This window comes from Microthrixaceae bacterium, from assembly GCA_016702505.1.
GTDB lineage: Bacteria > Actinomycetota > Acidimicrobiia > Acidimicrobiales > Iamiaceae > Aquihabitans.
This window is the reverse complement of sequence record JADJDU010000003.1, coordinates 13,034-38,753: the sequence shown is the minus strand read 5'-3', so window position 1 is coordinate 38,753 and position 25,720 is coordinate 13,034. Positions and strand designations below refer to the sequence as shown.

The 25,720-nt window shown below is 69.4% G+C and carries 18 protein-coding genes and 1 pseudogene; 10 read left to right on the top strand and 9 right to left on the bottom strand.

Annotated features, from left to right (window positions below):
• Positions 1–6 precede the first annotated feature (6 nt).
• Positions 7–930 (top strand): TIGR03564 family F420-dependent LLM class oxidoreductase, encoded by a 924-nt coding sequence (locus tag IPG97_03295; GenBank protein ID MBK6855597.1) that lies wholly within the window; start codon positions 7–9, stop codon positions 928–930.
• An 85-nt stretch (positions 931–1,015) separates the two neighbouring features.
• Here the strand turns inward: IPG97_03295 and IPG97_03290 are convergent, their stop codons facing one another.
• The 6 genes from IPG97_03290 to IPG97_03265 form a co-directional block, all read right to left on the bottom strand.
• Positions 1,016–1,288 (bottom strand): hypothetical protein, encoded by a 273-nt coding sequence (locus IPG97_03290; GenBank protein ID MBK6855596.1) that lies wholly within the window; start codon positions 1,286–1,288, stop codon positions 1,016–1,018.
• Positions 1,289–1,474: 186 nt separating this feature from the next.
• Complete coding sequence (locus tag IPG97_03285) at positions 1,475–1,690, bottom strand: hypothetical protein (GenBank protein MBK6855595.1); 216 nt, start codon at positions 1,688–1,690, stop codon at positions 1,475–1,477.
• Positions 1,687–2,607 (bottom strand): ADP-ribosylglycohydrolase family protein, encoded by a 921-nt coding sequence (locus IPG97_03280; protein ID MBK6855594.1) that lies wholly within the window; start codon positions 2,605–2,607, stop codon positions 1,687–1,689. The genes IPG97_03285 and IPG97_03280 overlap by 4 nt, the downstream gene beginning before the upstream one ends.
• A gap of 53 nt (positions 2,608–2,660) precedes the next feature.
• Positions 2,661–2,885, bottom strand: a complete 225-nt coding sequence (locus tag IPG97_03275; GenBank protein ID MBK6855593.1) for a zinc ribbon domain-containing protein — start codon at positions 2,883–2,885, stop codon at positions 2,661–2,663.
• A 40-nt stretch (positions 2,886–2,925) separates the two neighbouring features.
• Positions 2,926–3,330 carry a PaaI family thioesterase gene (locus tag IPG97_03270; protein MBK6855592.1) on the bottom strand — a complete coding sequence of 135 codons (405 nt, stop codon included), beginning with the start codon at positions 3,328–3,330 and terminating at the stop codon, positions 2,926–2,928.
• Between the two features lie 104 nt (positions 3,331–3,434).
• Entirely contained in the window at positions 3,435–4,520 is a 1,086-nt protein-coding gene (locus IPG97_03265; GenBank protein ID MBK6855591.1) for a VanZ family protein, read from the bottom strand.
• Between the two features lie 206 nt (positions 4,521–4,726).
• Between IPG97_03265 and groES the strand changes: the two genes are divergently transcribed.
• Together groES and groL are read left to right on the top strand one after the other, a co-directional pair.
• Complete coding sequence (gene groES, locus IPG97_03260; GenBank protein ID MBK6855590.1) at positions 4,727–5,020, top strand: co-chaperone GroES; 294 nt, start codon at positions 4,727–4,729, stop codon at positions 5,018–5,020.
• A 14-nt stretch (positions 5,021–5,034) separates the two neighbouring features.
• Entirely contained in the window at positions 5,035–6,681 is a 1,647-nt protein-coding gene (groL, locus tag IPG97_03255; GenBank protein MBK6855589.1) for a chaperonin GroEL, read from the top strand.
• A 922-nt stretch (positions 6,682–7,603) separates the two neighbouring features.
• Here groL and IPG97_03250 read toward each other — a convergent pair.
• Positions 7,604–7,801, bottom strand: a pseudogene (locus tag IPG97_03250) (helix-turn-helix transcriptional regulator).
• Positions 7,802–7,947: 146 nt separating this feature from the next.
• Between IPG97_03250 and IPG97_03245 the strand changes: the two are divergent.
• The 4 genes from IPG97_03245 (at position 7,948) to IPG97_03230 (ending at position 10,636) form a co-directional block, all read left to right on the top strand.
• Positions 7,948–8,643, top strand: a complete 696-nt coding sequence (locus tag IPG97_03245) for a CoA pyrophosphatase (GenBank protein ID MBK6855588.1) — start codon at positions 7,948–7,950, stop codon at positions 8,641–8,643.
• A gap of 114 nt (positions 8,644–8,757) precedes the next feature.
• Positions 8,758–9,318, top strand: a complete 561-nt coding sequence (locus tag IPG97_03240; protein MBK6855587.1) for a YqgE/AlgH family protein — start codon at positions 8,758–8,760, stop codon at positions 9,316–9,318.
• 71 nt (positions 9,319–9,389) lie between these two features.
• Positions 9,390–9,779, top strand: a complete 390-nt coding sequence (locus tag IPG97_03235) for a hypothetical protein (GenBank protein MBK6855586.1) — start codon at positions 9,390–9,392, stop codon at positions 9,777–9,779.
• Between the two features lie 29 nt (positions 9,780–9,808).
• Positions 9,809–10,636: a PIG-L family deacetylase gene (locus tag IPG97_03230; protein ID MBK6855585.1), complete on the top strand. Its 828-nt coding sequence runs from the start codon at positions 9,809–9,811 to the stop codon at positions 10,634–10,636.
• A 72-nt stretch (positions 10,637–10,708) separates the two neighbouring features.
• On the opposite strand, the gene IPG97_03225 is transcribed toward IPG97_03230, so the two are convergent.
• Positions 10,709–12,106 (bottom strand): wax ester/triacylglycerol synthase family O-acyltransferase, encoded by a 1,398-nt coding sequence (locus tag IPG97_03225; protein MBK6855584.1) that lies wholly within the window; start codon positions 12,104–12,106, stop codon positions 10,709–10,711.
• Between the two features lies 1 nt (position 12,107).
• Complete coding sequence (locus tag IPG97_03220) at positions 12,108–13,583, bottom strand: wax ester/triacylglycerol synthase family O-acyltransferase (protein ID MBK6855583.1); 1,476 nt, start codon at positions 13,581–13,583, stop codon at positions 12,108–12,110.
• A 216-nt stretch (positions 13,584–13,799) separates the two neighbouring features.
• On the opposite strand from IPG97_03220, the gene IPG97_03215 reads away from it, so the two are divergent.
• The 3 genes from IPG97_03215 to IPG97_03205 are packed head-to-tail and all read left to right on the top strand — an operon-like array spanning position 13,800 to position 25,717.
• A complete protein-coding gene (locus tag IPG97_03215; protein MBK6855582.1) occupies positions 13,800–20,708 on the top strand; it encodes an SDR family NAD(P)-dependent oxidoreductase in 6,909 nt (2,302 codons plus the stop codon).
• On the top strand, positions 20,701–25,419 hold the full coding sequence (locus IPG97_03210; protein MBK6855581.1) for a polyketide synthase dehydratase domain-containing protein: 4,719 nt from the start codon (positions 20,701–20,703) through the stop codon (positions 25,417–25,419). Before IPG97_03215 ends, IPG97_03210 begins: the two co-directional genes overlap by 8 nt.
• Complete coding sequence (locus IPG97_03205; protein MBK6855580.1) at positions 25,412–25,717, top strand: acyl carrier protein; 306 nt, start codon at positions 25,412–25,414, stop codon at positions 25,715–25,717. Before IPG97_03210 ends, IPG97_03205 begins: the two co-directional genes overlap by 8 nt.
• Positions 25,718–25,720 lie beyond the last annotated feature (3 nt).

Genomic DNA, 25,720 nt, shown 5'->3' with positions numbered 1-25,720 from the left:
GACGTCATGCGCTACGGCATCAACGGGTCTGGCCGGATGATCTCCCACGGGGTGGCCGGGCTGCTCGACGACATGAAGACCGCCGAGGCGACGGGCTTCTCCAGCTATTGGGTAGCCCAGGTTGGTTTGATCGACGCCCTAACCGCGATAGCCGCCCACGGTGATACCGGTTCCGCCATGGAGCTGGGAACCGCCGTCATCTCCACATGGGAACGCCACCCCCACACCCTGGCGGCGCAGGCCCTCACCACCCAGTCGCTGGTGGGCGAGCGACTGATCGTGGGCATCGGGGTCAATCATCAGCCCCACGTTGAAGCCAGTCTGCGCATGGAATGGGACAAGCCGGTCCGTCACATGATCGATTACCTCGCCATCCTCAACGACCTGTTGGCCACGGGATCGGCGTCGTTCCAAGGAGAGGCCTGGTCGTTCGACGGGACCGCGGCAAAGCCATCGGCGGGAGTGCCCAAGGTGATGATCGCCGCGCTCGGTCCCCAGATGCTGAAGGTGGCCGGTCGACGCACTGACGGCACCATCTTGTGGTGCGTGGGCCCCAAGACCATCGCCACCCACATTGCCCCGCTCGTCAACGATGCTGCCGCGGCCGCTGATCGCCCGGCTCCATCCGTCGTGTGCTCGATTCCGGTTTGGGTAACCGATGACCCAGCCCCGGCCCGTGAGTTCCTGGCCATGATCCTGGCGAACTACGCCACCCTGCCCAGCTACCGGGCGATGATGGACATCGAGGGTGTGGAAGGCCTGGGCGACCTGTCGATCGTGGGCAACGAGGAGTTCGTGCGCGATGCCCTTGGAGATATCGCCGCCTGTGGAGCCACCGACTTCACCGCCGTGCCAATGGGTGGCAATCCTGACGAGGAGGCCCGCACCCTCGCAGTACTGACCGAGGCCATGACCTCTCTCGAGCCCTAGGGCCCTAGCGGGTAGGTCCAGCCGTCATCGCTGTCCGGTCCTCGCCCACAACTGGATCACGTCGGGGCAGGACGTTGGTGTCCAGTCATGGCTGGGCTGACGCCCGGTCGTGGATCACTTGGAACTGGGTCGGGTGTTGGGGTGCCGGCTGGTGAGCCTTGCGGGTGAGGGCCCGCCAGGTCCCGATGCGCTCGAGGGCTTGCCCACCGTCGAGACCTTGGTCGACCAGCAGGCAGCCCACCACCGTGGCGGTCCGTCCGATCCCACCCCAGCAGTGCACGTAGACCACGCCCCGCTCGGTGGCCTCGACGATGGTGGCCACAATGCTGTCGTAGTCACCTCTGGTACCGACACCCATGTCAGGAAGGGGATGGTTGACCCACGACGCCTCGACCTCGTGACGTTCGGCGGATGGAGCGATCAGGTGCTCGTAAGGAGGCGAGCGGAGGCGAGCCGACCCATAAGTACGGCATGGTTAAACCGAGGCGAAGCCTCGGTCTGGTCAACCTGGTAGCGACGACGATCGGACCTATCCGCTCGGGTCCTAAGGGAGCAGATGGCGATCGGTGGTGGAACAAGACGTGAGATCCACGAACGTTCGCACCCCATTGGCGATCAGCAGGTCGACGCGGTGGGCGGCTTGGTCGGGGTCGAGCGCCCCGGGATATTCGCCGGCCAGGATCGAACCCGGCTCCACCCAGTAGCCGTGCACGGAGTCATCGTGAACCCAGATGTGAGCTTGGGCCTCGGTGTCGGTCACGAGCCTCCTCCTCCGGCTCGGAACAGATCTGCGGCGATCGCGGCGATGCGGTCACCTTCGCTCAACAGATCCCGCCACCGCGGCGGGATGCCGGAACAACCGAAACGAGCGCCGGCCAACTGCCCGGCGATGGCGGCGGTGGTGTCGGCGTCGTCGCCCAGGTTGGCGGCACGCAGCACCGCGGCGGCGAAGTCGTCGGCCCCGGCCACTGCCCACAGCGCCGCTTCCATGGCATCGACCACGTACCCGGTGCCCCGGATGGCGGGTGGTTGCTTGGTGCGCCACGACCCGCGGACGACTTCCTCGACAGCGGGATGCAGTTCGCCGTAGTGCCAGAAACCGGGGTCGAGCACATCGTCGAACGGCGTGCCCGCAATGGTGGCGGCGATCATCGCTCCGTAGGCCCGGCAGGCATCTACCGGGCGAGCGGCGGCATGGGTGGTGGTGCTGGACCGGCCGGAACGTTCGGCAGCCTCGGCCACATCGGTCCACCAACGAATCGGTACCGGGGCCAGTCGCATGAGCGACCCGTTGGCGGCGTCCTCAGGGTTGGTGTCGGCGTCGATCACGGAGCCGTAACTCTCGAAGCGGCTTAGGGCCCGGGTGGTCGTGCCGCCGATGTCGAAGCAGATGCCGGTGGAGGACCAGTAGCCGTTGCGCCACCATTCGACGTAGCGGCTGAGCTGATCGGCGGGATCGAGGTCACCGGCGTGCAGGATCGACTCGGCCAGGCACATGGCCATCGACGTGTCGTCGGTGAACTGCCCGGGCTTCAGCCGGAACGGTCCGCCTCCCACCATGTCGGTGATCGGGGTGAAGGTGCCCGGAGGCTTGAACTCGAGAGTGGTGCCGACGGCGTCCCCAACCGCCAGCCCGACCAGGGCCCCGACGGCCCGATCCTCGGCCGTTCCGGCCAGCGCGTCTTTGCTCATCTAGGTGCTCCCCCCGGTTCGAGTCGTTCGCGGCGGGCTCAGCCGCACCCGCAACCGCCACCGCAACAACTTCCGCCCGATGGGGCGGGAGAAGGCGCCGCCGACGACGCTGGGTTTGCCTTGCCCGACACTGCGAACACCGACATGAGCCGTTTCACGTCGGAGTGACCTTCGGGACAGCTCACGTCGTCGGCGACGGCCATGGCGGTCCGTTTCTCGAACACCCGGTCACAGACCAGGCATCGGTAGTCGTAGGTGGGCATGGCCCAACACTAGGTCCGCTCGAACCCGGGCGGCCCGAGGTCAGGTGCGGGGGAGGACGTAGGTTCCCTGGGCGACGGCGGTCGGACGGTGTTGCTGGTCGTCCATCCATATGTCGACGGACCCGACCACCGAGCGGCGGGTGGCGGTGTTGAGCTGGGCTCGGGCCCAGATCCGTTCGCCTTGGGCCGGCCGCAGGAAGCGAATGGACAGCTCCGAGGTGAGAGCCATCGGCTCGATGCGGCCGATGGCCACGAATGTCAGGTACCACAGGGCGGCATCGGCCATGGCGAACTGCGTGGGTCCCGATACGAAGCCCCCGGGACGGATCGAGAAGTCTGAGATCGGGTTGGATGCCACCGCGAAGTCGGGTCCCAGCTCGGCACACGATGCCCCCGCGCCGGGAAAGAACTCGGCCAACATCTCGTTCACTGCCTGAGCGTTCAGTTCCATGACGGCCGAGCCGAGATCGATCGGAAAGGTGCGCACCGCGGTGGGATCGATGTTGACCTCATGCTCGGCAAACTACCGGTCAGATCCTCACGTGACCGTCAGCTGGCCGCCGGGGTCGACGCTGACCCCTCAGCGGAGGGCCCGGTGGTCGAGTCGAGAACTAGATCGAGGCGGGCCAGGGTGTTGGACAGGCCCCGCCCGCCGGGCATGGCGACGGCGGCCAGGTGGGCGGTAGTGAGGCCAAGCAGAAGCCAGCCCGAGCCGGGGATTACCCCAGCCCCGAGCACCGCCAGAGCCCCGACCCCGGTGCTCAGCTTTATCAGGCGAGCGGGCAGGGCCCAGGTCCGGCGGTGGGTTTGGGTGCGGACCTGGACCACCCGCTCACCGATCGTCGTCCCCCAGCCGACTACCGAGATGGTCTGGACGGCGAGCGGGAGGCCCCACTGGATGAGGGCTTGGCGCTGGGCGATGAGGGGCGAGGTCTCGGTGATTCCCAGGAACTGCCAGGCGCGCCACAGGACGACGGTGAGCGAGCCCAGCAGGGCGACGACCAGCAGGTCACTGACCAGAGCGACCACCCGTCGCCCCCTAGTCAGGCGCGGTGTGACCCGGGGAAGGGGGGCAGGCCTGCGGCCGGCGACCATTGCGGCGAGGACGGAACCCACCACCGCACCGGTGGGGTTGGAGATCAGGTCGCTGATGTCGAAGTAGCGGTAGGCGCAGTCGTAGATGCCCCACAGGCCGGTGTGCTGGGTCACCTCGATGGCCAACGACATCGCCAACCCCACCAATGCGGCGGTGAACACGCCTCGGCGCGCCCGTACCCGCAGAAGGACTCCGAGTGGGACGAACAGGGCCACGTTGAGGGCGATCTGCATCACCATCGGGTTGCGGGCCAGGTCCAACAGTGTGTGGTGGGGGTGGGCACGGATGATGTCGAGGACCTGTTCAGGACGGGTGATGGCCTCACGGCACTCGAAGTCATCGCTCGCCGGCAACGGCAGCAGCGTGTAGGTCCACAGCGACAACCCGTAGACCGCTGACACCAACAGGTTGGCCAGGTCACGGCGGGTGAGCTGGCCCCGCCTCCGGTAGGTCACCGCCGCCATCGGCACGAACGCCAGCACGGCGATGATCACCCCGCCGACGATGGCGACGACGCCGGCGAAAGCCTGAGTGGACATCGCTGGGACGGTACGCCACCGGGCATCGCCCACAACACGCGGTCAGCACCCAGGGCAGGGCCGCCAGGGACCCGTTAGCACTCTCTTGGGTCGACTGCTTGCGACTGGTGGATTCGGGCCGTATCGTTAGCACTCGACAAAGAGGAGTGCTAACGCCCGCGAACCGTCGCGGCTGGCACGGAACCACACCCGCCACTGGAGGCGCAATGTCCCTGAAGCCGCTCGAAGACCGCATCGTCGTCAAGCCCGGCGACGCCGAAGAGACCACCGCCAGCGGCCTGGTCATCCCCGACACCGCCAAGGAGAAGCCCCAGCAGGGCGAGGTGCTCGCCGTGGGTGAAGGCCGTTGGGACGAGGACGGCGAGAACCGCATCCCCATGGACATCAAGGTCGGCGACACCGTCGTCTACTCCAAGTACGGCGGCACCGAGATCACCGTCGATGGCCAGGACGTGCTGATCCTGAATGCCCGCGACGTCCTCGCCATCGTCGAGAAGTGAGCTGAGGAAACCACATGTCCAAGATCCTGAAGTTTGACGAAGAGGCCCGTCGCGGCCTCGAGGCCGGTGTCAACAAGCTGGCCGACGCCGTCAAGGTGACCCTCGGCCCCAAGGGCCGCAACGTGGTGCTGGAGAAGAAGTTCGGCGCCCCCACCATCACCAACGACGGTGTCTCCATCGCCCGTGAGATCGAGCTCGAGGACCCCTTCGAGAACATGGGCGCCCAGCTCGTCAAGGAGGTCGCCACCAAGACCAACGACGTCGCCGGTGACGGCACCACCACCGCCACCGTGTTGGCCCAGGCGCTGGTCCGTGAGGGCCTCCGCAACGTGACCGCGGGCGCCAACCCCATGGCCCTCAAGCGGGGCATCGACACCGCCGTGGCTGCGGCGGTCGAGTCCATTGCCGAGCAGGCCAAGGAGATCGACGACCGCAGCGAGATCGCCCAGGTCGCCACCATTTCGGCCAACAACGACAAGGCCATCGGCGAGGTCCTCGCCGACGCCATCGACAAGGTCGGCAAGGACGGTGTGGTCACCGTCGAAGAGTCGAACACCTTCGGCATCGACCTCGAGTTCACCGAGGGCATGCAGTTCGACAAGGGCTACCTGTCGCCGTACTTCGTCACCGACCCCGAGCGTCAAGAGGCCGTGCTCGAGGACGCCTTGGTGCTGTTCACCGAATCCAAGATCGGCTCGGTCCAGGACCTCGTCCCGGTGCTCGAGAAGGTCATGCAGACCGGTAAGCCGCTGCTGATCGTGGCCGAGGACATCGAGGGCGAGGCCCTCGCCACCCTGGTGGTCAACAAGATCCGTGGCACCTTCAACTCCGTGGCCGTCAAGGCCCCCGGCTTCGGCGAGCGCCGCAAGGCGATGCTCGGCGACATGGCCATCCTCACCGGTGGTCAGGTGATCTCCGAGACCGTCGGTCTCAAGCTCGAGAACACCACGCTCGACCTGCTGGGCACCGCCCGCAAGGTCGTGATCACCAAGGACAACACCACCATTGTCGAGGGTGGCGGCTCCGCCGACGACGTCGACGGTCGGGTCGCCCAGATCAAGCGTGAGATCGACGAGACCGACTCGGACTGGGACCGCGAGAAGCTCCAGGAGCGCCTCGCCAAGCTGGCCGGCGGCGTCGCCGTCGTCCAGGTCGGTGCCGCCACCGAGGTGGAGCTCAAGGAGAAGAAGCACCGCATCGAAGACGCCCTGTCGGCCACCCGTGCCGCCATCGAGGAGGGCATCGTCCCCGGCGGTGGCACCGCCCTGGTCCGGGCCCGCGCCGCGGTGGCCAAGGTGCTCGAAACCCTCTCGGGGGACGAAGCCACCGGTGCCCGCTCGGTGCACAGGGCCCTCGACGCCCCGGCTCGCATGATCGCCGACAACGCCGGCCTCGAAGGTGCCGTCGTTGTCCAACAGATCGAGCGTGAGACCGGCAGCATCGGCCTCAACGCCGCCACCGGTGAGTTCGAGGACCTGGTCAAGGCCGGCGTCATCGACCCGGCCAAGGTGACCCGGGCCGCGTTGCAGAACGCGGCATCGATCGCCAGCTTGCTGCTCACCACCGAAGCCATCGTGGCCGACAAGCCCGAGGATGAGCCCGCTGGCGGCGGCATGCCCGGTGGCATGGGCGGTATGGGTGGCATGGGCGGAATGATGTGACCCTTTCCCACCCAGGGAAATGAACTGAAGGAGCCCGGGCCGCGAGCCCGGGCTCCTTCGCGTCCAGGCTAAGCCTGGATCCGCCGAAGGCAGAGCCTTCCGGCGGAGTTCGATCGCCGGCCTGACGGCCGCGGCCTTCGCTGCTACGACCGGCAAAGCCGATCTCCGCAGGTCGGGGGCTCCGCCACAAAGGGCTCTGGCCCCGAACCCCCGCCCAGTCCTGTGGCTTCAGCTCGTCAGACAACCGAGCACTAACGGTGGCCGCACAGCGAGCCGAATTCGCCTGGGTGACCAAGGAGAATCGAGCACAACCCAAGATCGATCGGTGGATCCAGGCTAAGGATGCTGCCCGACGATGCTGCGGTGACGGGCGGGTTGTTCAGTCGGCGCTGGCCGACTCGGCGGCGGCCAGGCGGTGGCTGCGGTCGGGGGCGGCGAACACCGGCTTGACCGGTACGTCGGGGTCGCTCCAGGCGGGGTGCCCGGGACTCGGGAACTTGGCCTCCAGGTAGGACAACACGACGTCTATGTACTCGTCGGTGATCTGCGAGCGGAAGTCCATCTCCGTTCCGACCGCGACATCGGCGTCGGAGTCAGCATCAGTGGCGCTGTCGGCGGCGGCGGCCAACACCAGGTACACCAGGGTCACGATCACCTCTGAGGATCGGTCCCGGATGTCTTCGGGAATGCCGGGAGCCCGGAGCTCCAACAGCATCCGGACGTGACCTTCGAGGCCCTGGCGGAGCCGGGCCCCGGCTCGTGACCTTCCGCCTGGAACCATGGCCGACACCAACAGGGCCGGCATGGCCCGCTGGGTGCGGGTCTCCTCGGCCAGGCGGTTCAACACCCGTCGTACGAAGTCACCGATGCGATCCGATGGCGAGATCTGGTCCAGCATCCCGCTGTAGAGGCCCATCAGGTGGTCGAGGTATCGATCGGTCAGGGCTTCAGCCAAGGCGGCCTTGTCCGGGAACCAGCGGTACAACGTGCCCACCGGGACCCCGGCTCGCGACGCCACCAGGTTGGTGGTGGCGGCGTCGTAGCCCACCTCCTCGAACACCTCCTCGGCCACGTCCAGTAGGTGCTCGACCCGGGCCGCGGAACGGGCCTGGCGGGGCATGTTTCTCAGATGGGGGTTGCTCTCGTCGGACACGGTGCTCCCAGAGCTGGCTCGCCGGTGCCGTCACGGTACCGGAGTCGCCGATGGCGACGTTGCCGGACGTCCACCCAGGGCCGCGGGGGCGGTGGCCTCGGTAGGCTGTGTCGATGACCGAGGGCCGGGGTGGTCCCCAACACATCCCCCGCCCTCCGCTGGTGGAGCCGGGTCGACCAGCCCCCTGGGCCGAGCACCAGAGGCCATCGCTGACCCCGAACGACGTGCGTAACGCCTTCGAGGTCTTGGGGCCGGCCCACCGCTCAGAGCGGGAGAACAAGGTGGGGCGGGGTTCGGCGGTGTTGGCCGCCCTCTATGAGGACCACGGCGATCTCAACGTGATCCTGACTCGTCGTTCACCGTCGCTGCGGGTCCACAGCGGTGAGGTCAGCTTCCCCGGCGGTCGACGTGAGCCCGACGAAGGACTGGTCGACACCGCCCTGCGCGAGGCCCGCGAGGAGATCGGCCTGGACCCGAGTGGTGTGGACGTGGTGGGTGAACTGGACCACCTCACCACCATCACCAGCGGCTCGTTCATCGTTCCCTACGTGGGGCTTCTGGCCTCGGGGCGACCCGTGGTGACACCGAACCCGGCCGAGGTGGAGGCAGTGCTGCACGTGCCTCTGTCCGAGCTGCTCCTACCGGAGGTCTACCGGGAGGAGCGATGGCACATCTTCGGGATGGTCAGGCCCATCTTCTTCTTCGAGTTGATGGGAGACACGGTTTGGGGGGCCACCGCCGCCATGTTGCGCCAGCTGCTGGGGCTGCTCACAGGGACCCTCACTCGTGGCGACCTCGACCACGACTGAACGGCGCTTGGTGTCCGAGCGAGGACCGGTTCGGCCGGCGTGGTCGTCTCAGTCGGGTCAGATGCCTAGCGTTGTGGTCGTGAAGTGCTGGGCGATCACGTCGCTGGTCTGCTGATGGGCGTAGCCGATCATGCCGGACGGTTGCTGGTGGCCACCCCTCTTATTGGCGACCCGCACTTCGAGCGCAGCGTGGTGCTGCTGCTCACCCACGGTGACGAGGGCGCGTTCGGGCTTATCCTCAACCGCCCTTCGGACACCGCGGCCGAAGATGTGGTCGACGGCTGGGATGGCCACATGTCTCCACCAGACCGGCTGTTTGTCGGGGGACCCGTAGGTCCCGACGCCGTCATCGGGATCGGGCGACCTGCCGACGACGACTGTGACCTGGACGGGTTTTCTCCATTGGTGGACGGTCTGGGCTCGGTCGACTTGGGTCGACCGCCCCGAGGCGATGTGGCGCCGTTCGGGCAGTTACGCCTGTTCGCCGGATCATCGGGATGGGCCCCCGGCCAACTGGAGGACGAGATGCGCGAGGGTGCATGGTGGCTGGTGCCGGCGCTACCCGAAGATGCCCTGACCGATGACCCCGAAGGGCTGTGGCGCCGGGTGGTCCGTCGCCAACCCGGAACGACGGGATGGTTCGCCAACTGCCCGCTGAACCCGTCGGCCAACTGACACCGCCCACCTAGCCCGCTGGCCGGGGGTTGCATCGCCGTTTGGAACCGTTGGAGCGATACCATCTGACCATGGCGACCTTGTCCTTCGAAGGTGAAACGCACGGCGAGCTCGTGGTGAAGGTCCGCCGCTGGCTGGCATCGCTGGAAGGCGAAGAGGAAGGCAACCTCACCACCCACGAGGTCGTCGACCAGAGCGCCGAGCTCACCAAGGAGGCGTTGCGCATCATCGCTTCCGCCGCCCCCGAACCGGTGGCCCAGAGCGAACTGGTCAAGGCGCTCACCAGTGCCGGCTACAAGGCCACCGACACCACCAAGCAGGCGTTGCACGACGGGCTCGACTCGCTGGAAGAGGTGAGCGGTGGGGCCGTGGTGAAGCTGGCCAAGGACGCGTCCAAGTCGGTGATCTACCAGATGAACACCGCGGTGGCCCGCCAGGTCCTCAAGTCCATTCGGCGCTGACGGCGGCGTCGGGCCGCGTCGCCACCTCGATGCCAACTGCGGTCTTCGTTCAGCCCCATCCCGATGACGAGGCCATCTTCACCGGTGGTGCCATGCGCCGCGCTGCCGACGCCGGCTGGCGGGTGATCCTGGTCTTGGGGACGGCAGGGGAGGAGGGGACCATGCCCGACTGGGTCACCCTCGACGCCGCCGATCACCGCCGGATGGAGACCGCCCAGGCCGCGGCGGTGCTCGGTGCCCATGAGATCCACTATCTCGGGTTCCGTGACTCGGGCATGGCCGGCACGTCGGCCAATCACCGCCCGGGAACCTTGTCCGCCTCCGTCGTCGAGGCCACCGAGGTGTTGGAGCGGCTGTTGGTCCGTTGCGGTGCCGATGCCGTGGTCGGTCAGGACCCCAACGGGATCTACGGTCACCCCGACCACACGGCGGTGCACCAGATCGTGGCCGCCGCCGCCGCCGCTGCCGGAGTTGCCGAGATCCTGGAGGCCACCATCGACCGTCGCTGGCTCGGGGAGCTCCGCGCCGAGCGGATCGAGGCGGGCCGGCTGGCGCCACAGGCATGGTGTGCGGCGGAACTGGCCGCCCTGGGCGTCGCCCCGACCGCGGGCGGATGGCACGCCGGGATCGGTGACGAGCCCAAGCCGCTGACCCGACTGGACCTGGATCCCACCCGGGAGTGGGCAGCCAAGCAAGCGGCGTTGGCCGCCCACGCCAGTCAGGTCCCCGATGCCGCCGACTTCATGGGCATCCCACCGGGGATCTTCCACCAGGTACTGGCCCACGAGTGGTTCCTGCGCCGGAGCGCGATCACCGCCGGGTCGCTCGAACGTTCCTTGGGACTGTTGCCGGTATGACCACCCGATGAGGTCAGAACCTCAGGCGTCAACCGTGGACGAGGCGGGGTAGCAGCCGTTCCCGGTAGAAGCTCATGTCTTCACCGTCTGGGCGGCCAGTTCTTCGAATGACTCGGTGATCGAACGGGACAGGAGATCGGGGTCGCGCAGGGCGTCGGCGAAGGCCAAGATCCCCAGCAGCATCCGGTCGCCGTAGCTCCACACCATCACGTTGCAGCCCACCCCGTTGCTGGGTGGGCCGTCGACGTGCAGGTCTTCGACCGTGCGGCCGAACAGAGTCCAGGGCTGGTCGGGGCCCTTGATGTTGGAGATCAAGATGTTGGCGTCGACGCGGTCGGTGCTGGCCTTCAGCCGACCGACCAGGGCACGGGCCCCGGGCTCGGCCACCAGCGGCGGCACCACGTCCAGCCAGGCCGGCATCAGGTCCGTGCCCAGGATCGAGAGCTGTTCCTTGGCCTCGCGGGTCACGGCACTGATCTTGGCCAGCCGATCCCACGGGTCCTCGACGTCGGTGGCCAATGAGGTTGTGAAGCTCCAGAACCGGTTTCCGTGCTGGCGGACCGGGGCGTCAGCGGGCTCGTCGGACACCGGCACGCTGGTGAGCAGCGGGAGGGTCGGAACGCCGCCGTGGGCTTCCAGGTAGCGGCGGCAGGCACCAGCCATCACGGCCAGGATGACGTCGTTGAGGGTCACCCCGGCGGTGGCCTTGATCTGCTTCAGTCCGGCCAATGGAAGCTCGGCCCGGACGTAGGCGCGGGGAGGGGAGAAGGCGTCGTTGAGAACGCACCACGGGGCTTCTCCGCTGAAGCCGGGCGTGGCCACCTCGGCTCGGGCTCGCCGGGCCTTGACGGCGCCGGTCCGGGTCCGGGTGGTGGCGGCCAGCCGAGGCAGGCGGGCCAGGGCGCGGGCGTGGTCGGCCAAAGCGCTGCCGATCAGCCTGACCCGGCCGGGCAGCGGTGCCGGGGCGAAGGGGCCCGCCCCCGGGAGCGGATCTCGGACCTCGTCGGAGAACACCCGGGAGAAGATGGTGTAGGCCGCCACGCCGTCGGCCAGGCAGTGCTGGTACTTGAGGATCACCGCCTGACGGCCACCTTCGAGCCCGTCGACCAGGGTCGCCTGCCACAGGGGATGTCGCTGGTCCAGGTGTCGTTCGGCGATCCGGGCGAACAGGGCGTTCAAGGCGGCGGGGTCACCGGGGGCCGCAACCCGTTCGTGACGAAGGTGGAAGGCGAGGTCGAAATCGGGATCGTCGACCATGACCGGATGGTGGAGGCGCAGCGGCACCCGCACCATCCGCCACCGGAACGACGGAAGCTGATCGAGGCGATCCTCCAGGTGGGAAGCCAGATCATCGAGGGTCACCGGTGCGCCGTCGGTGGGAGCCAGCACACCGACCGCCATGGTGTTCATGGGTTGACCGGGCAGGTCCATGTACAAGAACCCGGCATCTTCTCCCGACAGGCGCATCATCTCAGGCCTCCTCGGTGGGTGAGGCAGCGGGGTCGTCGGTGGGCGCAGTGAGAGCTTCTTCCAGGTCGTTGAGAGCATCATCGATCCGCTCGGCCAGTCCCTGGGGGTCGGCTACCGCGGCGGGGTTCACCACCAGGGCGAAGTGCACGGTGGGACCGTAACCGGTGACGGTGATGTTCAGACCGGCCCCGTCGGCCACCGGGCCCGACATGGCGAAGCGCTCCACCGGGCGGGTTCCGAGCGACCAGTTGGCCTCGGTGACCCGGACGTTGGAGACCAACACGTTGAAATCAGGTGGGGCCGTGCCGGTGCGTTGACGACCGGCCATCCACGCCGAGGCCCTAGATGCAACCACCGGTGGGATGCGGTCGAGCCAGGCCGGCAGGGTGTGGCGACCTTGGATCTCGAGTTGGTCCTTGGCTTCCTGGTTGGCTTCGGCCACGCGGCGCAACCGGGTGATGGGATCGGGCTCGTCGGTGGCGAGGAACGAGAAGTAGTTGGCGAACACGTTTCCGGTGATGCGGGGCGGGGCCCCGGGGGCATCGTTGGCCACTGGCACGTTGACCACCAGGGGCCCATCGGGCAGCTCGTCGTCGGCCAGCAGGTGAGCTCGCAACGCGCCCGCCACCACGGCCAGCACCACGTCGCTCAGGGTGGTCCCGGCCGCTTTGCGGACGGCCTGGAGCCGGGCCAGGTCCACCTCGACCAGACCGAACCCGCGGCGAGCATCGGCCGAGCGGTTCAGCACGGTGCGGGGAGCATCACCCATCGATCGGGGCACAGCGACCGCGGCGGTGGCGCGGCGCTCGTCCACCGCCTTGAAGCGGCGCAGCGTCTCGACGAGCAGCGGCGGCACATCGCGCCAGGCTCGAGCCTGGTGGCCGAGAGCACCCTTGACCAACTGGGCGGGGCGGGGCAGTGGCGACGCATCGTCGAACCGGTCGAACCCGGCTGCAAGGTCTGGGCCTGGGCCCGGGCCTGGGTCCGAGCCGGGGCGGGGTGGGCCCAGTAGGCGGGACAAGGTGGTCACCAGGCCGGCGCCGTCAGCCAAGGTGTGATGCCAACGCCAGACCAGGGCTTGACGGCCGTCGGCCAAACCGTCGACCAGGACCACCTGCCACAGCGGATGGCGTTGGTCGATCAAGCCGGGGAGCTGGGTGGCGACGTAGCGGCGCAGCTCGTCGTCGCCGCCAGGCGCCGGAATGGTGGCGTGGCGGACGTGGTAGCCGAGGTCGAAGTCGGGGTCGTCCACCCAACGGGGGGTGTCGAGGCCTCCGGGGACGGGGACCAGTCGCCGGCGAAGGGACGGAACCCGGGGCAGGCGAGCGGCCAGGTGGTCTCGAAGTTCGTGGACGGTGAGCGACGGGCGGCCGTCGCCGGCCGGGCCCAACACCATCAGGTCGACGCAGGTGGACGTGTTGGTCGGGCTCTCGATGTAGAGGAAACCGGCGTCGCTGCCGGCCAGTCGAAGGGCCATGGATGAGTCCGTCCTAGGGGCTTGTCCCGTCTGGCAACGGTGAAACTTGGACCGCGGCCCCTCCCTACCGACCGGTAGGCAGGGGTTGCTACCAGTGGGTAACCTACCGTGTGACAGGCGGCTCATTCCGGCGTTCGGGGCTTCCCCGACCACCGGCCTGGTGACAGGGGAAGAATGAACGAAGCGCAGCCATCCGAAATCGCCGAGACCACCGACATGGTGGTGGCGGCCGACCCGTGCGGGCTTCCCAACCCGGCGCTGGTGGCGGCGGCCCAGCGCGCCGGCGGGCGCGGTGTGCTCGATGTATCGGACCCGGCCACCCTGGCGACGACGGTGGCCGAACTGGCCCGACGAAACGTCGCCTCGTGTTGGCTACGAGCCGGGACCGGCCTCGAACCGTCGGTGGCCGCCGCCCTGATCGGTCAGTCCGACGTCCGTGTCGATGCTGTGGTCGTGGACGCCCAGGATCTGGGAGCGACGGTCGAGGCCTGGCGTTCCAGCGGAACGTGGCGGGTGCTGGCCCAGGTCACCTCGCGCGAGGAAGCCGAGGCCGCAGTGGCCGCCGGCGCCCATGGCCTGGTGGCGTCGGGCTGTGAAGCCGGTGGCCGTGTCGGCACCACCGAGGCCTTCATCTTGTTCCAACAGGTGGTCGACCTCGGAGTGCCGGTCTGGTCTCGGGGAGGGATCGGCGCTCACACCGCGGCCGCGGTGATGGCCGGAGGTGGCGCCGGTGTCGTGCTCGACGTCCAGCTCGGCCTCCTGCGGGAATCGGGCCTCGACACCGACACCCGCCATGCCCTCGCCGCCATGGATGGCAGCGAGACCCGTGTGGTCGGTGGTCACCGCATCTACACCCGCCCGGACCTACCCGCGGCCGCACTGGCCGAAGACACCCCAGATGCCGAGGTCGCGGCCAGCCTCGGGTCCCGCCTCCGCCACGATCTGGTCCCCTTCGGCCAGGACGGTGGATTCGCCGAAGGACTGGCCCGCCGCCACGCCACCGTCGGTGGAGTGGTCCAGGCCATCAGGCACGCCGTCACCGAACACCTCGATGCCGCCGCCTCCGAGCCTCCGCTCGCACCCGGCCACGGCGTGGCCGAAGCCCACCGCACCCAGTACCCGATCGCCCAGGGCCCCATGACCCGGGTCAGCGACCGGGCCGCCTTCGCCGCCGCGGTGGCCGACGGCGGAGGACTGCCGTTCCTGGCTCTGGCCCTGCTCCCGGCCCGAGAGGTCCGCGACCTTCTGACCGAGACCGCCGAACGCTTGGGCGACCGGCCGTGGGGCGTGGGCGTGTTGGGCTTCGTTCCCGCTGAACTCCGGGCCGAACAACTCGAGGTGGTTCACGAGATCGCTCCACCCGTCGCCCTGATCGCTGGTGGTCGACCCAGCCAGGCCACACCGTTGGAAGCGGCAGGAATCAGCACCTACCTGCACGTGCCGTCGCCCGGCCTATTGGACCGGTTCCTCAAGGACGGGGCCCGCAAGTTCGTGTTCGAAGGGCGCGAATGTGGTGGTCACGTCGGTCCCCGTTCCAGCTTCGCCCTGTGGGATGCCCAGATCGAACGTCTGCTGACCGTCGACGACCCCGAGAACCTCCAGATCCTCCTGGCCGGAGGCATCCACGATGCCCGCTCCGCGGCCATGGCCGCCGCGGCCTGCGCCACCCTGGCCGAGAGGGGAGTCAAGGTCGGCGTGCTGATGGGCACCGCCTACCTGTTCACCAAAGAGGCGGTGGAGGGTGGGGCCATACAGCCGGCGTTCCAGGACGTCGCCGTGCACTGCGACACCACCGTGCTGCTCGAGACCGCACCCGGCCACGCCACCCGCTGCGTCGAGACCGATTTCGTCCGGGCCTTCGCCGCTCGCAAGACCGAACTCGAAGACGCCGGCGTCGACCCCAAGGCCCGTTGGGCCGAACTGGAGACGCTGAACCTGGGACGCCTTCGCATCGCATCCAAGGGCATCGTCCGTGACGACACCGGCCTGGTCACCGTCGACCCCGACCACCAGCGCCGCGAGGGCATGTACATGATCGGTGAGGTGGCGACCCTGCGCCACCAGGTCACCACCATCGCCGACCTCCACGCCGAGGTCAGCAACGGCAGCGCGGCATGGAACTCCGGCACTGCCGATGGCTCTCCCGCGCCGCGGGTGAAGGTGCGCGAACCCGAGCCGCAGGCCGACCCGCTCGACATCGCCATCATCGGCATGGAGGCGCTGTTCCCCGGTGCCGACGACCTAGAGGAGTTCTGGGCCGAGATCGTGGCCGGCACCGACGCCGTCACCGAGGTTCCGGCCGGGCGCTGGGACGTAGACCGCTACTACGACGCCGACGCCTTCACCCGCGACGCCGGCCGCAAGACCCCGTCCAAGTGGGGCGGGTTCCTGCGCCGCATCGGCTTCGACCCTCTCGGCTACGGCATCCCCCCGGCGTCGCTGGCCGCCATCGAACCGGTGCAACTGCTGAGCCTGGAGGTGGCGGCCCGAGCCCTGGCCGATGCCGGCTACGCCGAACGGGCCTTCGACCGGTCGCGGGCATCGGTCATCTTCGGCACCGAATCGGGCAACGAACTGGGTGGCGCCTACGGGGTGCGTGCCTTCCTACCCCAACTGCTGGGCGACATCCCCCCCGCCCTGGAGGAATGGCTGCCGTCGCTGACCGAGGACTCCTTCCCCGGGGTGCTGGCCAACGTGATCGCCGGACGCATCGCCAACCGGCTCGACCTGGGCGGGGTCAACTACACCGTCGATGCCGCCTGTGCCTCGTCGCTGGCCGCCCTCGATGCCGCCTGCAAGGAGCTGCGCCTCGGCACATCGGACCTGGTGCTGTGCGGTGGTGCCGACCTCCACAACGGTCTCAACGATTACCTCCTGTTCGCCTCGGTCCACGCCCTGTCGCCCACCGGCCGGTGCCGCACCTTCGACGCCGCCGCCGACGGTATCGCCCTGGGTGAAGGCGTGGCCTGCGTAGTGCTCAAGCGTCGGGTCGACGCCGAGCGCGACGGCGACCGCATCTACGCGGTGATCGACGCGGTGGCCGGGTCCAGCGACGGCCGCCACCTCGGGCTCACCGCACCCCGCAAGGAAGGCCAGCAGCGCGCCGTGCATCGGGCTCTGGCCCAGGCTGGTCACCCGCTCACCGAGATCGGTCTGGTCGAAGCCCACGGCACCGGGACGGTCGTCGGTGACCGCACCGAGATGGCCACCCTCACCGAGGTGTTCGCCGAAGCCGGTGTCGCCCCCGGTGCCGCGGTGCTCGGATCGGTCAAGTCCCAGATCGGCCACACCAAGTGCGCGGCCGGTCTGGCCGGTCTCATCAAGGCGGCGAAGGCCGTGCATCACGGTGTCCTGCCGCCCACCGTCAACCTGGTGGAGCCCAACCCGTACTACGACGCCGACACCAGCCCGTTCCGGTTCTTGCACCAGTCCCGACCGTGGGCGGCCGAGACCCGCCGGGCCGGGGTCAGTGCCTTCGGGTTCGGGGGCACCAACTTCCACGCCGTGGTGTCCTCCTACGACGCTGGCGACCGCCCCGTCCACGGAGCGGTTCGTTGGCCCGCTGAGTTGTTCTTGATCCGTGGCGCCTCGGTCGCCGATGCCACCCGGTCCCTCGACCAGTTGGCCGCCACCGTCGGGTCGGTGATCGAGTCCGACCCGGCCGGGCAACGGCACCGCGTGGCCGATCTGGCCCACGCGGTCTGTCGAGCCGGTACCGGGCCGGTCCGGGCCGCGTTCGTGGCTGGATCGTTGTCAGAACTGGCCGAAGCCGTCGAGATGGCCCGGACCGGAACATCTGACCCCCGGGCCGGGGTGTTCGTGGCCGACCCCGAACGGGACGTCACCGACCCGGCCCCCACCGTCGGGTTCTTGTACCCCGGCCAAGGCAGTCAACGACCGGGGATGCTCAGCGACCTGTTCGTCACCTTCGGGGGTCTCGATGATCTCCTGCGCACCGGGCAACGCTGGGCCGACCAGATGTTCCCGCCCGCCGCCTTCACCCGGACCGAACGCGACGCCCAACAGGAGGCGATCACCGCCACCGACGTGGCCCAGCCCACCCTGGGCATCGCGTCGCTCGCCCTCACCCGGCTGCTCGGTCGGCTCGGTATCCGCCCCGATGTCGCCGGCGGTCACAGCTACGGCGAGCTGGCGGCGCTGGCCGCGGCCGGATCCTTCGACGACGCCACCCTGCTGGAACTGAGCGCGGCCCGGGGTGGTTCGATTCTCGAAGCGGTGGAACGCTCGGGCGGTGACCCCGGCACCATGGCCGCCGTCGCCCTCAGCCGTGAGGAGCTGATCGAGGCCCTGGCCCCCTGGCCCGACCTGGTGCTCGCCAACCACAACGGGCCTCGGCAGGCCGTGCTGTCGGGACCCACCGCCACGGTGCACGAAGCGGTGGCCGCCCTCAAGGCGGGCGGGGCCACCGCCAAGGTCCTGCCGGTGGCGTGTGCCTTCCACAGTCCCCTGATCGCTGAGGCCGGTGAGCTGCTGGCCGCCCGTCTCGCCGAGGTGACCGTCGCGGCCCCCGCCTTCCCGGTGTGGTCCAACGTGACCGCCGAGCCCTACCCCGAAGGCGACGTCGACGCCGTGTCCCGGCTGCTCACCGAACAGGTGACCGCCGGAGTGCGCTTCGTCGACCAGATCGAATCGATGTACGAGGCCGGGGTCCGGGTCTTCGTCGAGGCCGGACCGGGTCGGGTGCTGACCCAGCAGGTCCCCAAGATCCTCGGCGACCGTCCCCACGCCATGGTGGCCTGCGACGTAGCCGGCGAAGAAGGGGTGCGCCGGTTCCTCACCGCCGTCGCCCAGCTCGCCACCCTCGGCGTGGAGGTGGATCCCTCCGCCCTGTTCGAAGGCCGGTCCACGCCGGCCGATCTGCACGCCCTGCCGGTCCCGGCCCCCAACTGGGGAATCGACGGGGCCCTGGTCACCAACGCCGCCGGCGTGCCCCTGCCCAACAGCCTTCAGCCCGCCGACCGCCTGCCCGCCCTGGATTTCGGAGCTATCGCCATGACCCACACCCCCGACGATCCGAGCGGCGTCGTCCTCGAGTACCTGCGCAGCGTCCGCCAGATAGTGGCCGCCGAGCGCGACGTGATGCTGCGCTACCTCGGCGCCGCGGTGCCGGCCACCGCCGCCTTCGCCGACTACACCGAGGTGATCGCCGGGGCGGCCCAGCCGGCGTTGGCCCCCGCCGCGGTCCCGGCCGCCGTCCCCGCCTCGGCTGCACCGGTGTCTGCGCCCACCCCGATGCCGGCCCCGGCTGCTGGCGCGGCCGCTCCGGCTCCGGTGCTCACCGGTGAGCAACTCATGCACGAGGTACAGGCCATCGTCAGCGAACGCACCGGGTATCCCGTCGAGATGCTCGACCCCGACCTCGACCTGGAAGCCGATCTCAGCATCGACTCCATCAAGCGCATCGAGATCGTCGGTGAACTGGCCGAGCGCATCGGGTTGGCCGGTCTGGATGAGAGCGCGGTCGACGAGGAGATGGTCGAGGAACTGGCCCAGCACAAGTCGCTGCGAGCCATAGTCGAATGGATCGAGGCCCTCACCACCGGTGAGGCGTCTCCGGTCACGGTCGAGTCGGTGGTCGCCGCCCACAACGCGCACGAGGAACACCACCACGGCCCGCTGCCACCGGTGGCCCAGCGCTTCGAGGTTCACGTCACCCCGTTGAACCCGGCGGTGGCCGTGGGAGACCTCAAGGGTGCTTCGGCGGTGGTCATCGACGGCCACGACGGCCTGACCTCGGCGCTGGTCGCCGCACTGGGCGAGCGGGGCGCGACCGCCACCGTCCTGGAACGGGGTGAACCCGACCAGGCCCGCTCCCAACAGCTCGCCACCGCCGATGTGGTGGTGGACCTCACCGCCACCACCGGCGACGCCGCCATCGATGCCCGCACCGTGTTCGCCGATCTTCAACCGGCACTGCTCGGGGCGACCCGGCGGGCCCTGGCCGTCACCGTCGCCGTCCACCCCGACGGCACCCCGACCGGGATCCCCGGGCTGATGCGAGCGCTGGCCCGCGAACGTCACGACGCTCTGGTCCGCTCGGTCGAGGTCGAACCCGCCGACCTAGAAGGCGATCTGGCCGAACTGGCCGAGACCCTCGTCGACGAGCTCCTCGACCTCGACGCCCCCGCCGCGGTGAGCCGGGCCGGGGGTCAGCGCACCACCCGGACGGTGGGAGACGCCGTCGACCTGTCCGTGCCCGGCGAGCTGGGCCTCGGCTCCGACGCGGTGATCGTGATCACCGGTGGAGCCCGGGGCATCACCGCCCGGGTGGCCGAGGGACTGGCCCGAGCCAACCCGTGCCGGGTGGTGCTGGTGGGTCGATCCAGCCTGCCCGAACGGGCTGAGGACCCCCGCACGGCAGGGGCCGCCGACCGCCAATCGCTACGCCGGGCCCTGCTGGAGATCGGCGAGCTCCACGCCCCGGCCGAGATCGAAGCAGCCTGCAACCGCATCGAGGCCGACCGCGAGATGCGGGCCACACTGACCACCCTCCGCTCCTTCGGGGCCGAGGTCGAGTACCTGTCCCTCGACGTCCGCGACCCCGGCTTCGGCAAGCTCCTCGATGAGATCCGTGACCGTCACGGTCGTATCGACGGTGTGATCCACGGGGCGGGAGTGCTCGACGACCACTTCTTGCGAGACAAGACCCTCACCGGTTTCGACCGGGTCTACGGCACCAAGCTGGACGGTGCTCGGGCCATCTTGGACCGTCAGGCCGGGATGCATTTCGTGGTGTTGTTCGGTTCGGTGAGCGGCGTGTTCGGCAACAAGGGCCAAGCCGACTACGCCGCGGCCAACGACGCCCTCGACACCCTGGCCCGCACCCGGGACGGGCTGCACGACTGCCGAGTCATCAGCATCGACTGGGGTCCGTGGGGCGGCGGGGGCATGGTGTCGGCCGAACTGGAACGCGAGTACGCCCGCCGAGGCATCGGCCTGGTCGATCCCGCCGACGGCGTGATGGCGTTGCTTCACGAGGTGGCGGCACCGACCGGTCCGTCTCAGCTCGTGGTCATGCGTGGTACTCCGGCCGCGTTCGGTCCGCCGGTGGACCACACCTCGGCCAGCGACGACCTGGTCGGAGGGTTCAAGCCCGGTGCCTGACCGGCCCGGCTGGCCTGACGGTCCCGACGACGGCATCGCCATCGTGGGCATGGCCTGCCTCTACCCCGGCGCGCCCGACCTGGCCACCTACTGGGCCAACATCACCAGCGGGGTGGATGCCATCTCGGAGGTACCGGCCAACCGCTGGGATCCGGTGTTCTACGACCCCGACGCCAAAGGTGCCGACCGCTTCTACTGCAACCGCGGTGGCTTCGTGGATCACCTGGTCACCTTCGATCCCCTGGCCTTCGGCATCATGCCGGTGGCCATGGAGACGGCCGAACCCGACCAGCTCATCGCCCTCGGTGCTGCGGCTGCGGCCCTGGCCGACTCCGGAGACGTCCACCAGCGGGTCGACCCGCGGCGGGTGGCGGTGATCCTGGGCCGAGGTGGATACCTGGGTGACGGTGTGGCCCGCCTCGACCAACGGGTGCGCACCGCCCAGCAGTTGGTGGAGACGCTGCGATCGCTGATGCCGAGCTTGGACGAGGACCGGATCCAGGCGGTGAAGGCCGAGTTCCAGGACCGCCTCGGTCCCGAACGCCCCGAGGGGTCGATCGGGCTGGTGCCGAACCTGGCGGCGTCGCGCATCGCCAACCGCTTCGACTTCCAGGGCCCGGCCTACACGGTGGACGCCGCCTGTGCCTCCTCGTTGATCGCCGTGGATCAGGCCGTGGACCAACTTCGCTCCGGGCGGGCTGATGTGGTGCTGGCGGGCGGGGTCCACCATTGCCACGACCTGACCTTGTGGAGCGTGTTCTCCCAACTTCGGGCCCTGTCGCCCAGCGGCGCGATCCGTCCGTTCAGTGAGGTCGCCGACGGAATCCTGGTCGGCGAGGGAACGGGGATCGTGGTGCTCAAACGCCTGGCCGACGCTCAACGGGACGGGGACCGGATCTACGCCGTGGTGGCGGGCACCGGCGTGGCCAGCGACGGTCGCGACGCCAGCCTGATGAGCCCCCGGCCCGAGGGGCAGGTGCTGGCGGTGGAGGCGGCGTGGCGGGCCAGCGGACTGGACCCCGCCGAGGTCGGGCTCATCGAAGCTCACGGCACCGCCACCCCGGTGGGGGATCGCACCGAGCTCGACACCCTGCGCACCGTGTTCGGAGCGCCGTCGTCGGCCTCGTCGGCCAAGGCCGGTCTGGGATCGGTGAAGTCGATGATCGGCCACGCCATGCCCGCGGCCGGGGCCGCCGGTCTCATCAAGGCGGCGTTGGCGGTGTACCACGGGGTGCTGCCCCCGACCCTGCACGTGGAGGAGCCGGCCGCAGCCGTGGCCGAAACCCGATTCCGTCTGATCTCACAGGCCGAGCCCTGGGCCGGGGACGACCGCCGCCTGGCTGGGGTCAACGCCTTCGGTTTCGGAGGCATCAACGCCCACGTGGTCCTGGCCGAACCCCCCGGACTGCGTGGAGGCGCGGCATCACCGGTCATCGCCGGTCGCCCTGTTTCTGGTTCGGACGCTGCTACCAGCCGGGTAGGCGAAGCCCCAGAGGACGTGCTGTTGCTGGCGGGTGTCGACGCCGCCGACCTGTTGGCCCAGCTCGACGGCTGGGTTCCCGGCCAACCAACGCTGACCGTCCCCGTCGGTGGGCCGGCCCGCCTGGCCGTGGTGGCACCCGACGAACGACGCCTGACCTTGGCTCGCAAGGTGCTGGAACGGGGTACCGCCTTCCGGGGCCGCAACGACGTGTGGTTCGACCCCGACGGTCTGGTCACCGCCGGCGGCAAGGTGGCGTTCGTGTTCCCCGGGGTCGAGCCGGTTTTCGAGCCTCGCGTCGACGACGTCGCCGACCTCTTCGAGATGACCTGGGAAGGGCTCGACGCCGACCTGACCGGCCTCCACTCCCAGGGCCGGGGCATCGTGGCGGTCGGTCGCCTCCTGGCCGATGCCCTGGGCCGGCTCGGGATCCGTCCCGACGCCGTGGCCGGACACAGCCTGGGGGAGTGGACCGGCCAGATCGTCTCGGGGATGATCCCCGACGAGTCGGTGGAGGAGTTCCTCGGATCGTTGCGGCCCGGTTCGGTCGAGGTGTCAGACGTGGTGTTCGTGGCGTTGGGTGCGGGGGCCGACATGGCCGCCGAGGTGGTCGCGGGTCTGAGCGACGCCCACGTCTCTCACGACAACTGCCCGCACCAGTCGGTGGTGTGCGCCCCCGAGGTCACTGTGGCCGAGATCCTGGCTCGAGCCAAGGCGGCCAAGGTGCTGGCCCAGGTGCTTCCGTTCCGGTCCGGGTTCCACTCCCCGCTGTTCGCGCCCCACGTGGCCGCGCTGGCCGACCAGTTCGGGACCATTCCGGTCGTCGCCGCCACGGTACCGATGTGGTCTGCCACCAGCGTGGCGCCCTACCCCGATGACCCCGACCAGGCCCGGACCCTCGCCGGGCGTCACCTGGTCGAACCGGTGCGGTTCCGGGAACTGGCCGAGGCGCTGGTCGACGACGGCGTGCGGGTCTTCGTACAGGTCGGTACCGGCAGCCTCACCGGTTTCCTCGACGACACCCTTCGGGACCACGACGTGCTGACCATCTCGGCCAACGTGGCCAAGCAGACCGGGATCGGTCAGCTCCGCCGGGTGGCGGCCGCGCTGTGGAGCTCGGGGGTGGACGTCGACTTCGCGCCCCTCGGCCACCAGTTGGACCCCGCCGGTCAGGGTCATGTCTCTTCCGGTGCTGCCTCCGAGTCAGTAGGGGCGTCTCCCGGCGGTTCGTCCGGGCCGCGGCCTACCGTCGGTCTTCCCCTGGTGTTGGGTTCGACACTGATCCGTGACCTGTCCCCGCTCGCCATCACCGTGTCCGGAGCCGGAGAAGTCAGCGATGGTGGGACGGGTATCGACGATCTTGGGTGGCCGACCGCCGATTCGGCCGGGTCGCCCTTGGCCGGCACCGCGATGGGATCGGCCGAGTTGCTGGCCGAGATGCGGGCCGCGCTGGGCGAGGCCGGGGCCGCGGCCCGAGCGGTGCTGGACGCCGCGGCGAACCCCGCCCTCCGTCGCCCGGCACCGGTCACCGGGGCAAGACGCCCGGGTGCGACGGGCGCGCCGTCGGCCAACGTTGCCGCCACCGGCGGTACCGACGGTGCAACACGTGGGTCGGTTCCCGCCGAGACCGCTGCATCCATCGGAGGGGGCGGATCTACCGGCGCCGCGTCGGCCTCCGGTCCAGACGCTCCAGTGACGTCGCGGGAGGTCACCTGGGAGCTGTCGGTCACCGACCAACCGTGGTGGCGGGATCACTCGTTCTACGAACAACCGGCCGGATGGCACTGCATCGAAGACGAGTTCCCGCTGGTACCCATGACCGGCATCATCGAGATGCTGGCGGCCGAGGCGCAGGCCCTGGTCCCAGGGTCGGTAGTGCTCAGCGTGGAGTCGATACGGGCGTTCCGGTGGTTGGCCGTGGAACCGCCGACGTCGGTGACGGTCAAGGTGGCGGTCGACGCCGCGGCAACCGCGGCGGCCCCGCCGGGCACCACGGTGGTGAAGGCTTCGGTTGACGGCCATGCCCGGGCCATCGTCCACCTGGCCGCCGACTGGCCCGCCGCGCCCGCTCCGGAGGCCCGACCGGTCACCGGCCACATCGAGGTCCCGGTTGCTCCCGAGCGGATCTACGTCGAGCGCCACCTGTTCCACGGCCCCGAGTACCAGGGTCTGGCCGAGCTCACCTTCGGGGCTGACGGCGCCACCGGCGTCCTGGTGGCCGGCTCCGCGCCTGGCGCCCTGCTCGACAACGCCGGGCAGGTGTTCGGCCTATGGATGGCTTCTGCGGTGGATCGTGACCGTCTGGTGCTTCCCACCTCGATCGACTCCATGACGTTCTACGGCCCGCTGCCCGAACCGGGCTCGAGGGTCGGGTGCGTGGTCAACTGCACTTCGCTGACCGACCAGACGGTTCGGGCCGACCTCGAGCTCACCGTTGACGGGCAGGTGTGGTGTCGGATCGATGGGTGGGAGGACCGCCGGTTCCAGAGCAACGATCGCCTGTTCATGGTGTTGCGCAAACCCCAGGTGACTCCGCTGGCCGAACCCCAGCCCGAGGGTTGGGTGATGGTGCGCGAGGGCTGGCCCGACTCGGCGTCGCGCGACGTGGTGATGCGCCGTTTCCTGGGCCAGGCCGAACGGGACGACTACTTCGCTCGCAACCCCAACGTCCAGCGGACCTGGTTGCTGGGCCGCATCGCGGCCAAGGACGCGGTCCGTACGCTGTTGTGGTCCGAGGGGACGGGCCCGGTGTTCCCGGTCGAGATCTCCGTTGCCAACGACGCCGATGGCCGACCGACCGTGACCGGACCGGGAGTGGACGACGTGGTGGTGTCGATCGCTCACACCGCCGGGATAGGTGTGGCGCTCGCCGCGGTCGGGACCGACGTGGGCATAGACATCGAGCTGGTCGAGCCGCGTCCCGCGTCGTTCGAGGCGACGGCCCTCACCCCCGCCGAGCGGGACCTGTTGGCGGCCGGTCCGCCTTCCGAGCGGGACCGCACCATCACCCGCTGGTGGGCGGCCAAGGAGGCCGCGGCCAAAGCCGACGGCACCGGGATGGATGGACGGCCGCGAGACTTCGAGGTGTCCCAAGACCACGGTGACCGGGTCCGCATCGGGAACCGAGTCATCGCCACCCGGACCGTCACCAACCCCGCGGCGCCTGACGGCCCCGCCCAACCGCAGGAGCACGTCGTTGCCTGGACACTCATCGAGCCCCGAGATGACTGACGCCGCCGCCCCCGATGGGGTCACCGCCGAGTCGGTCCTGGCCGAGATGGAACGCATCTTGGTAGACGTGGTGGGTGAGGACCTGCTGCTCGATGGGCCGATCGCCATGGACACGTCCTTCGATGCCGACCTCCAACTGGAGAGCATCGAGTTCGTGGCGTTGTCCGAACAGCTTCTGGTCACCTACGGCGAGAGGGTCGATTTCGTGACCTGGTTGGCGGGCATGGAGCTCGACGACATCATCGCCCTGACCGTCGGTGACGTGGTCGGGTTCGTGGTCTCCTCACTCGGCGGCTGACCG

What these genes read in the sequence shown, in the direction of transcription:
- IPG97_03295 (MBK6855597.1), top strand. Translation starts at nt 7, where the DNA reads ATGCGCTACGGCATCAACGGGTCTGGCCGGATGATCTCCCACGGGGTG.
- IPG97_03290 (MBK6855596.1), bottom strand. Translation starts at nt 1,288, where the DNA reads ATGGGTGTCGGTACCAGAGGTGACTACGACAGCATTGTGGCCACCATC.
- IPG97_03275 (MBK6855593.1), bottom strand. Translation starts at nt 2,885, where the DNA reads ATGCCCACCTACGACTACCGATGCCTGGTCTGTGACCGGGTGTTCGAG.
- IPG97_03265 (MBK6855591.1), bottom strand. Translation starts at nt 4,520, where the DNA reads ATGTCCACTCAGGCTTTCGCCGGCGTCGTCGCCATCGTCGGCGGGGTG.
- groES (MBK6855590.1), top strand. Translation starts at nt 4,727, where the DNA reads ATGTCCCTGAAGCCGCTCGAAGACCGCATCGTCGTCAAGCCCGGCGAC.
- groL (MBK6855589.1), top strand. Translation starts at nt 5,035, where the DNA reads ATGTCCAAGATCCTGAAGTTTGACGAAGAGGCCCGTCGCGGCCTCGAG.
- IPG97_03245 (MBK6855588.1), top strand. Translation starts at nt 7,948, where the DNA reads ATGACCGAGGGCCGGGGTGGTCCCCAACACATCCCCCGCCCTCCGCTG.
- IPG97_03240 (MBK6855587.1), top strand. Translation starts at nt 8,758, where the DNA reads ATGGGCGTAGCCGATCATGCCGGACGGTTGCTGGTGGCCACCCCTCTT.
- IPG97_03235 (MBK6855586.1), top strand. Translation starts at nt 9,390, where the DNA reads ATGGCGACCTTGTCCTTCGAAGGTGAAACGCACGGCGAGCTCGTGGTG.
- IPG97_03230 (MBK6855585.1), top strand. Translation starts at nt 9,809, where the DNA reads ATGCCAACTGCGGTCTTCGTTCAGCCCCATCCCGATGACGAGGCCATC.
- IPG97_03225 (MBK6855584.1), bottom strand. Translation starts at nt 12,106, where the DNA reads ATGATGCGCCTGTCGGGAGAAGATGCCGGGTTCTTGTACATGGACCTG.
- IPG97_03220 (MBK6855583.1), bottom strand. Translation starts at nt 13,583, where the DNA reads ATGGCCCTTCGACTGGCCGGCAGCGACGCCGGTTTCCTCTACATCGAG.
- IPG97_03215 (MBK6855582.1), top strand. Translation starts at nt 13,800, where the DNA reads ATGGTGGTGGCGGCCGACCCGTGCGGGCTTCCCAACCCGGCGCTGGTG.
- IPG97_03205 (MBK6855580.1), top strand. Translation starts at nt 25,412, where the DNA reads ATGACTGACGCCGCCGCCCCCGATGGGGTCACCGCCGAGTCGGTCCTG.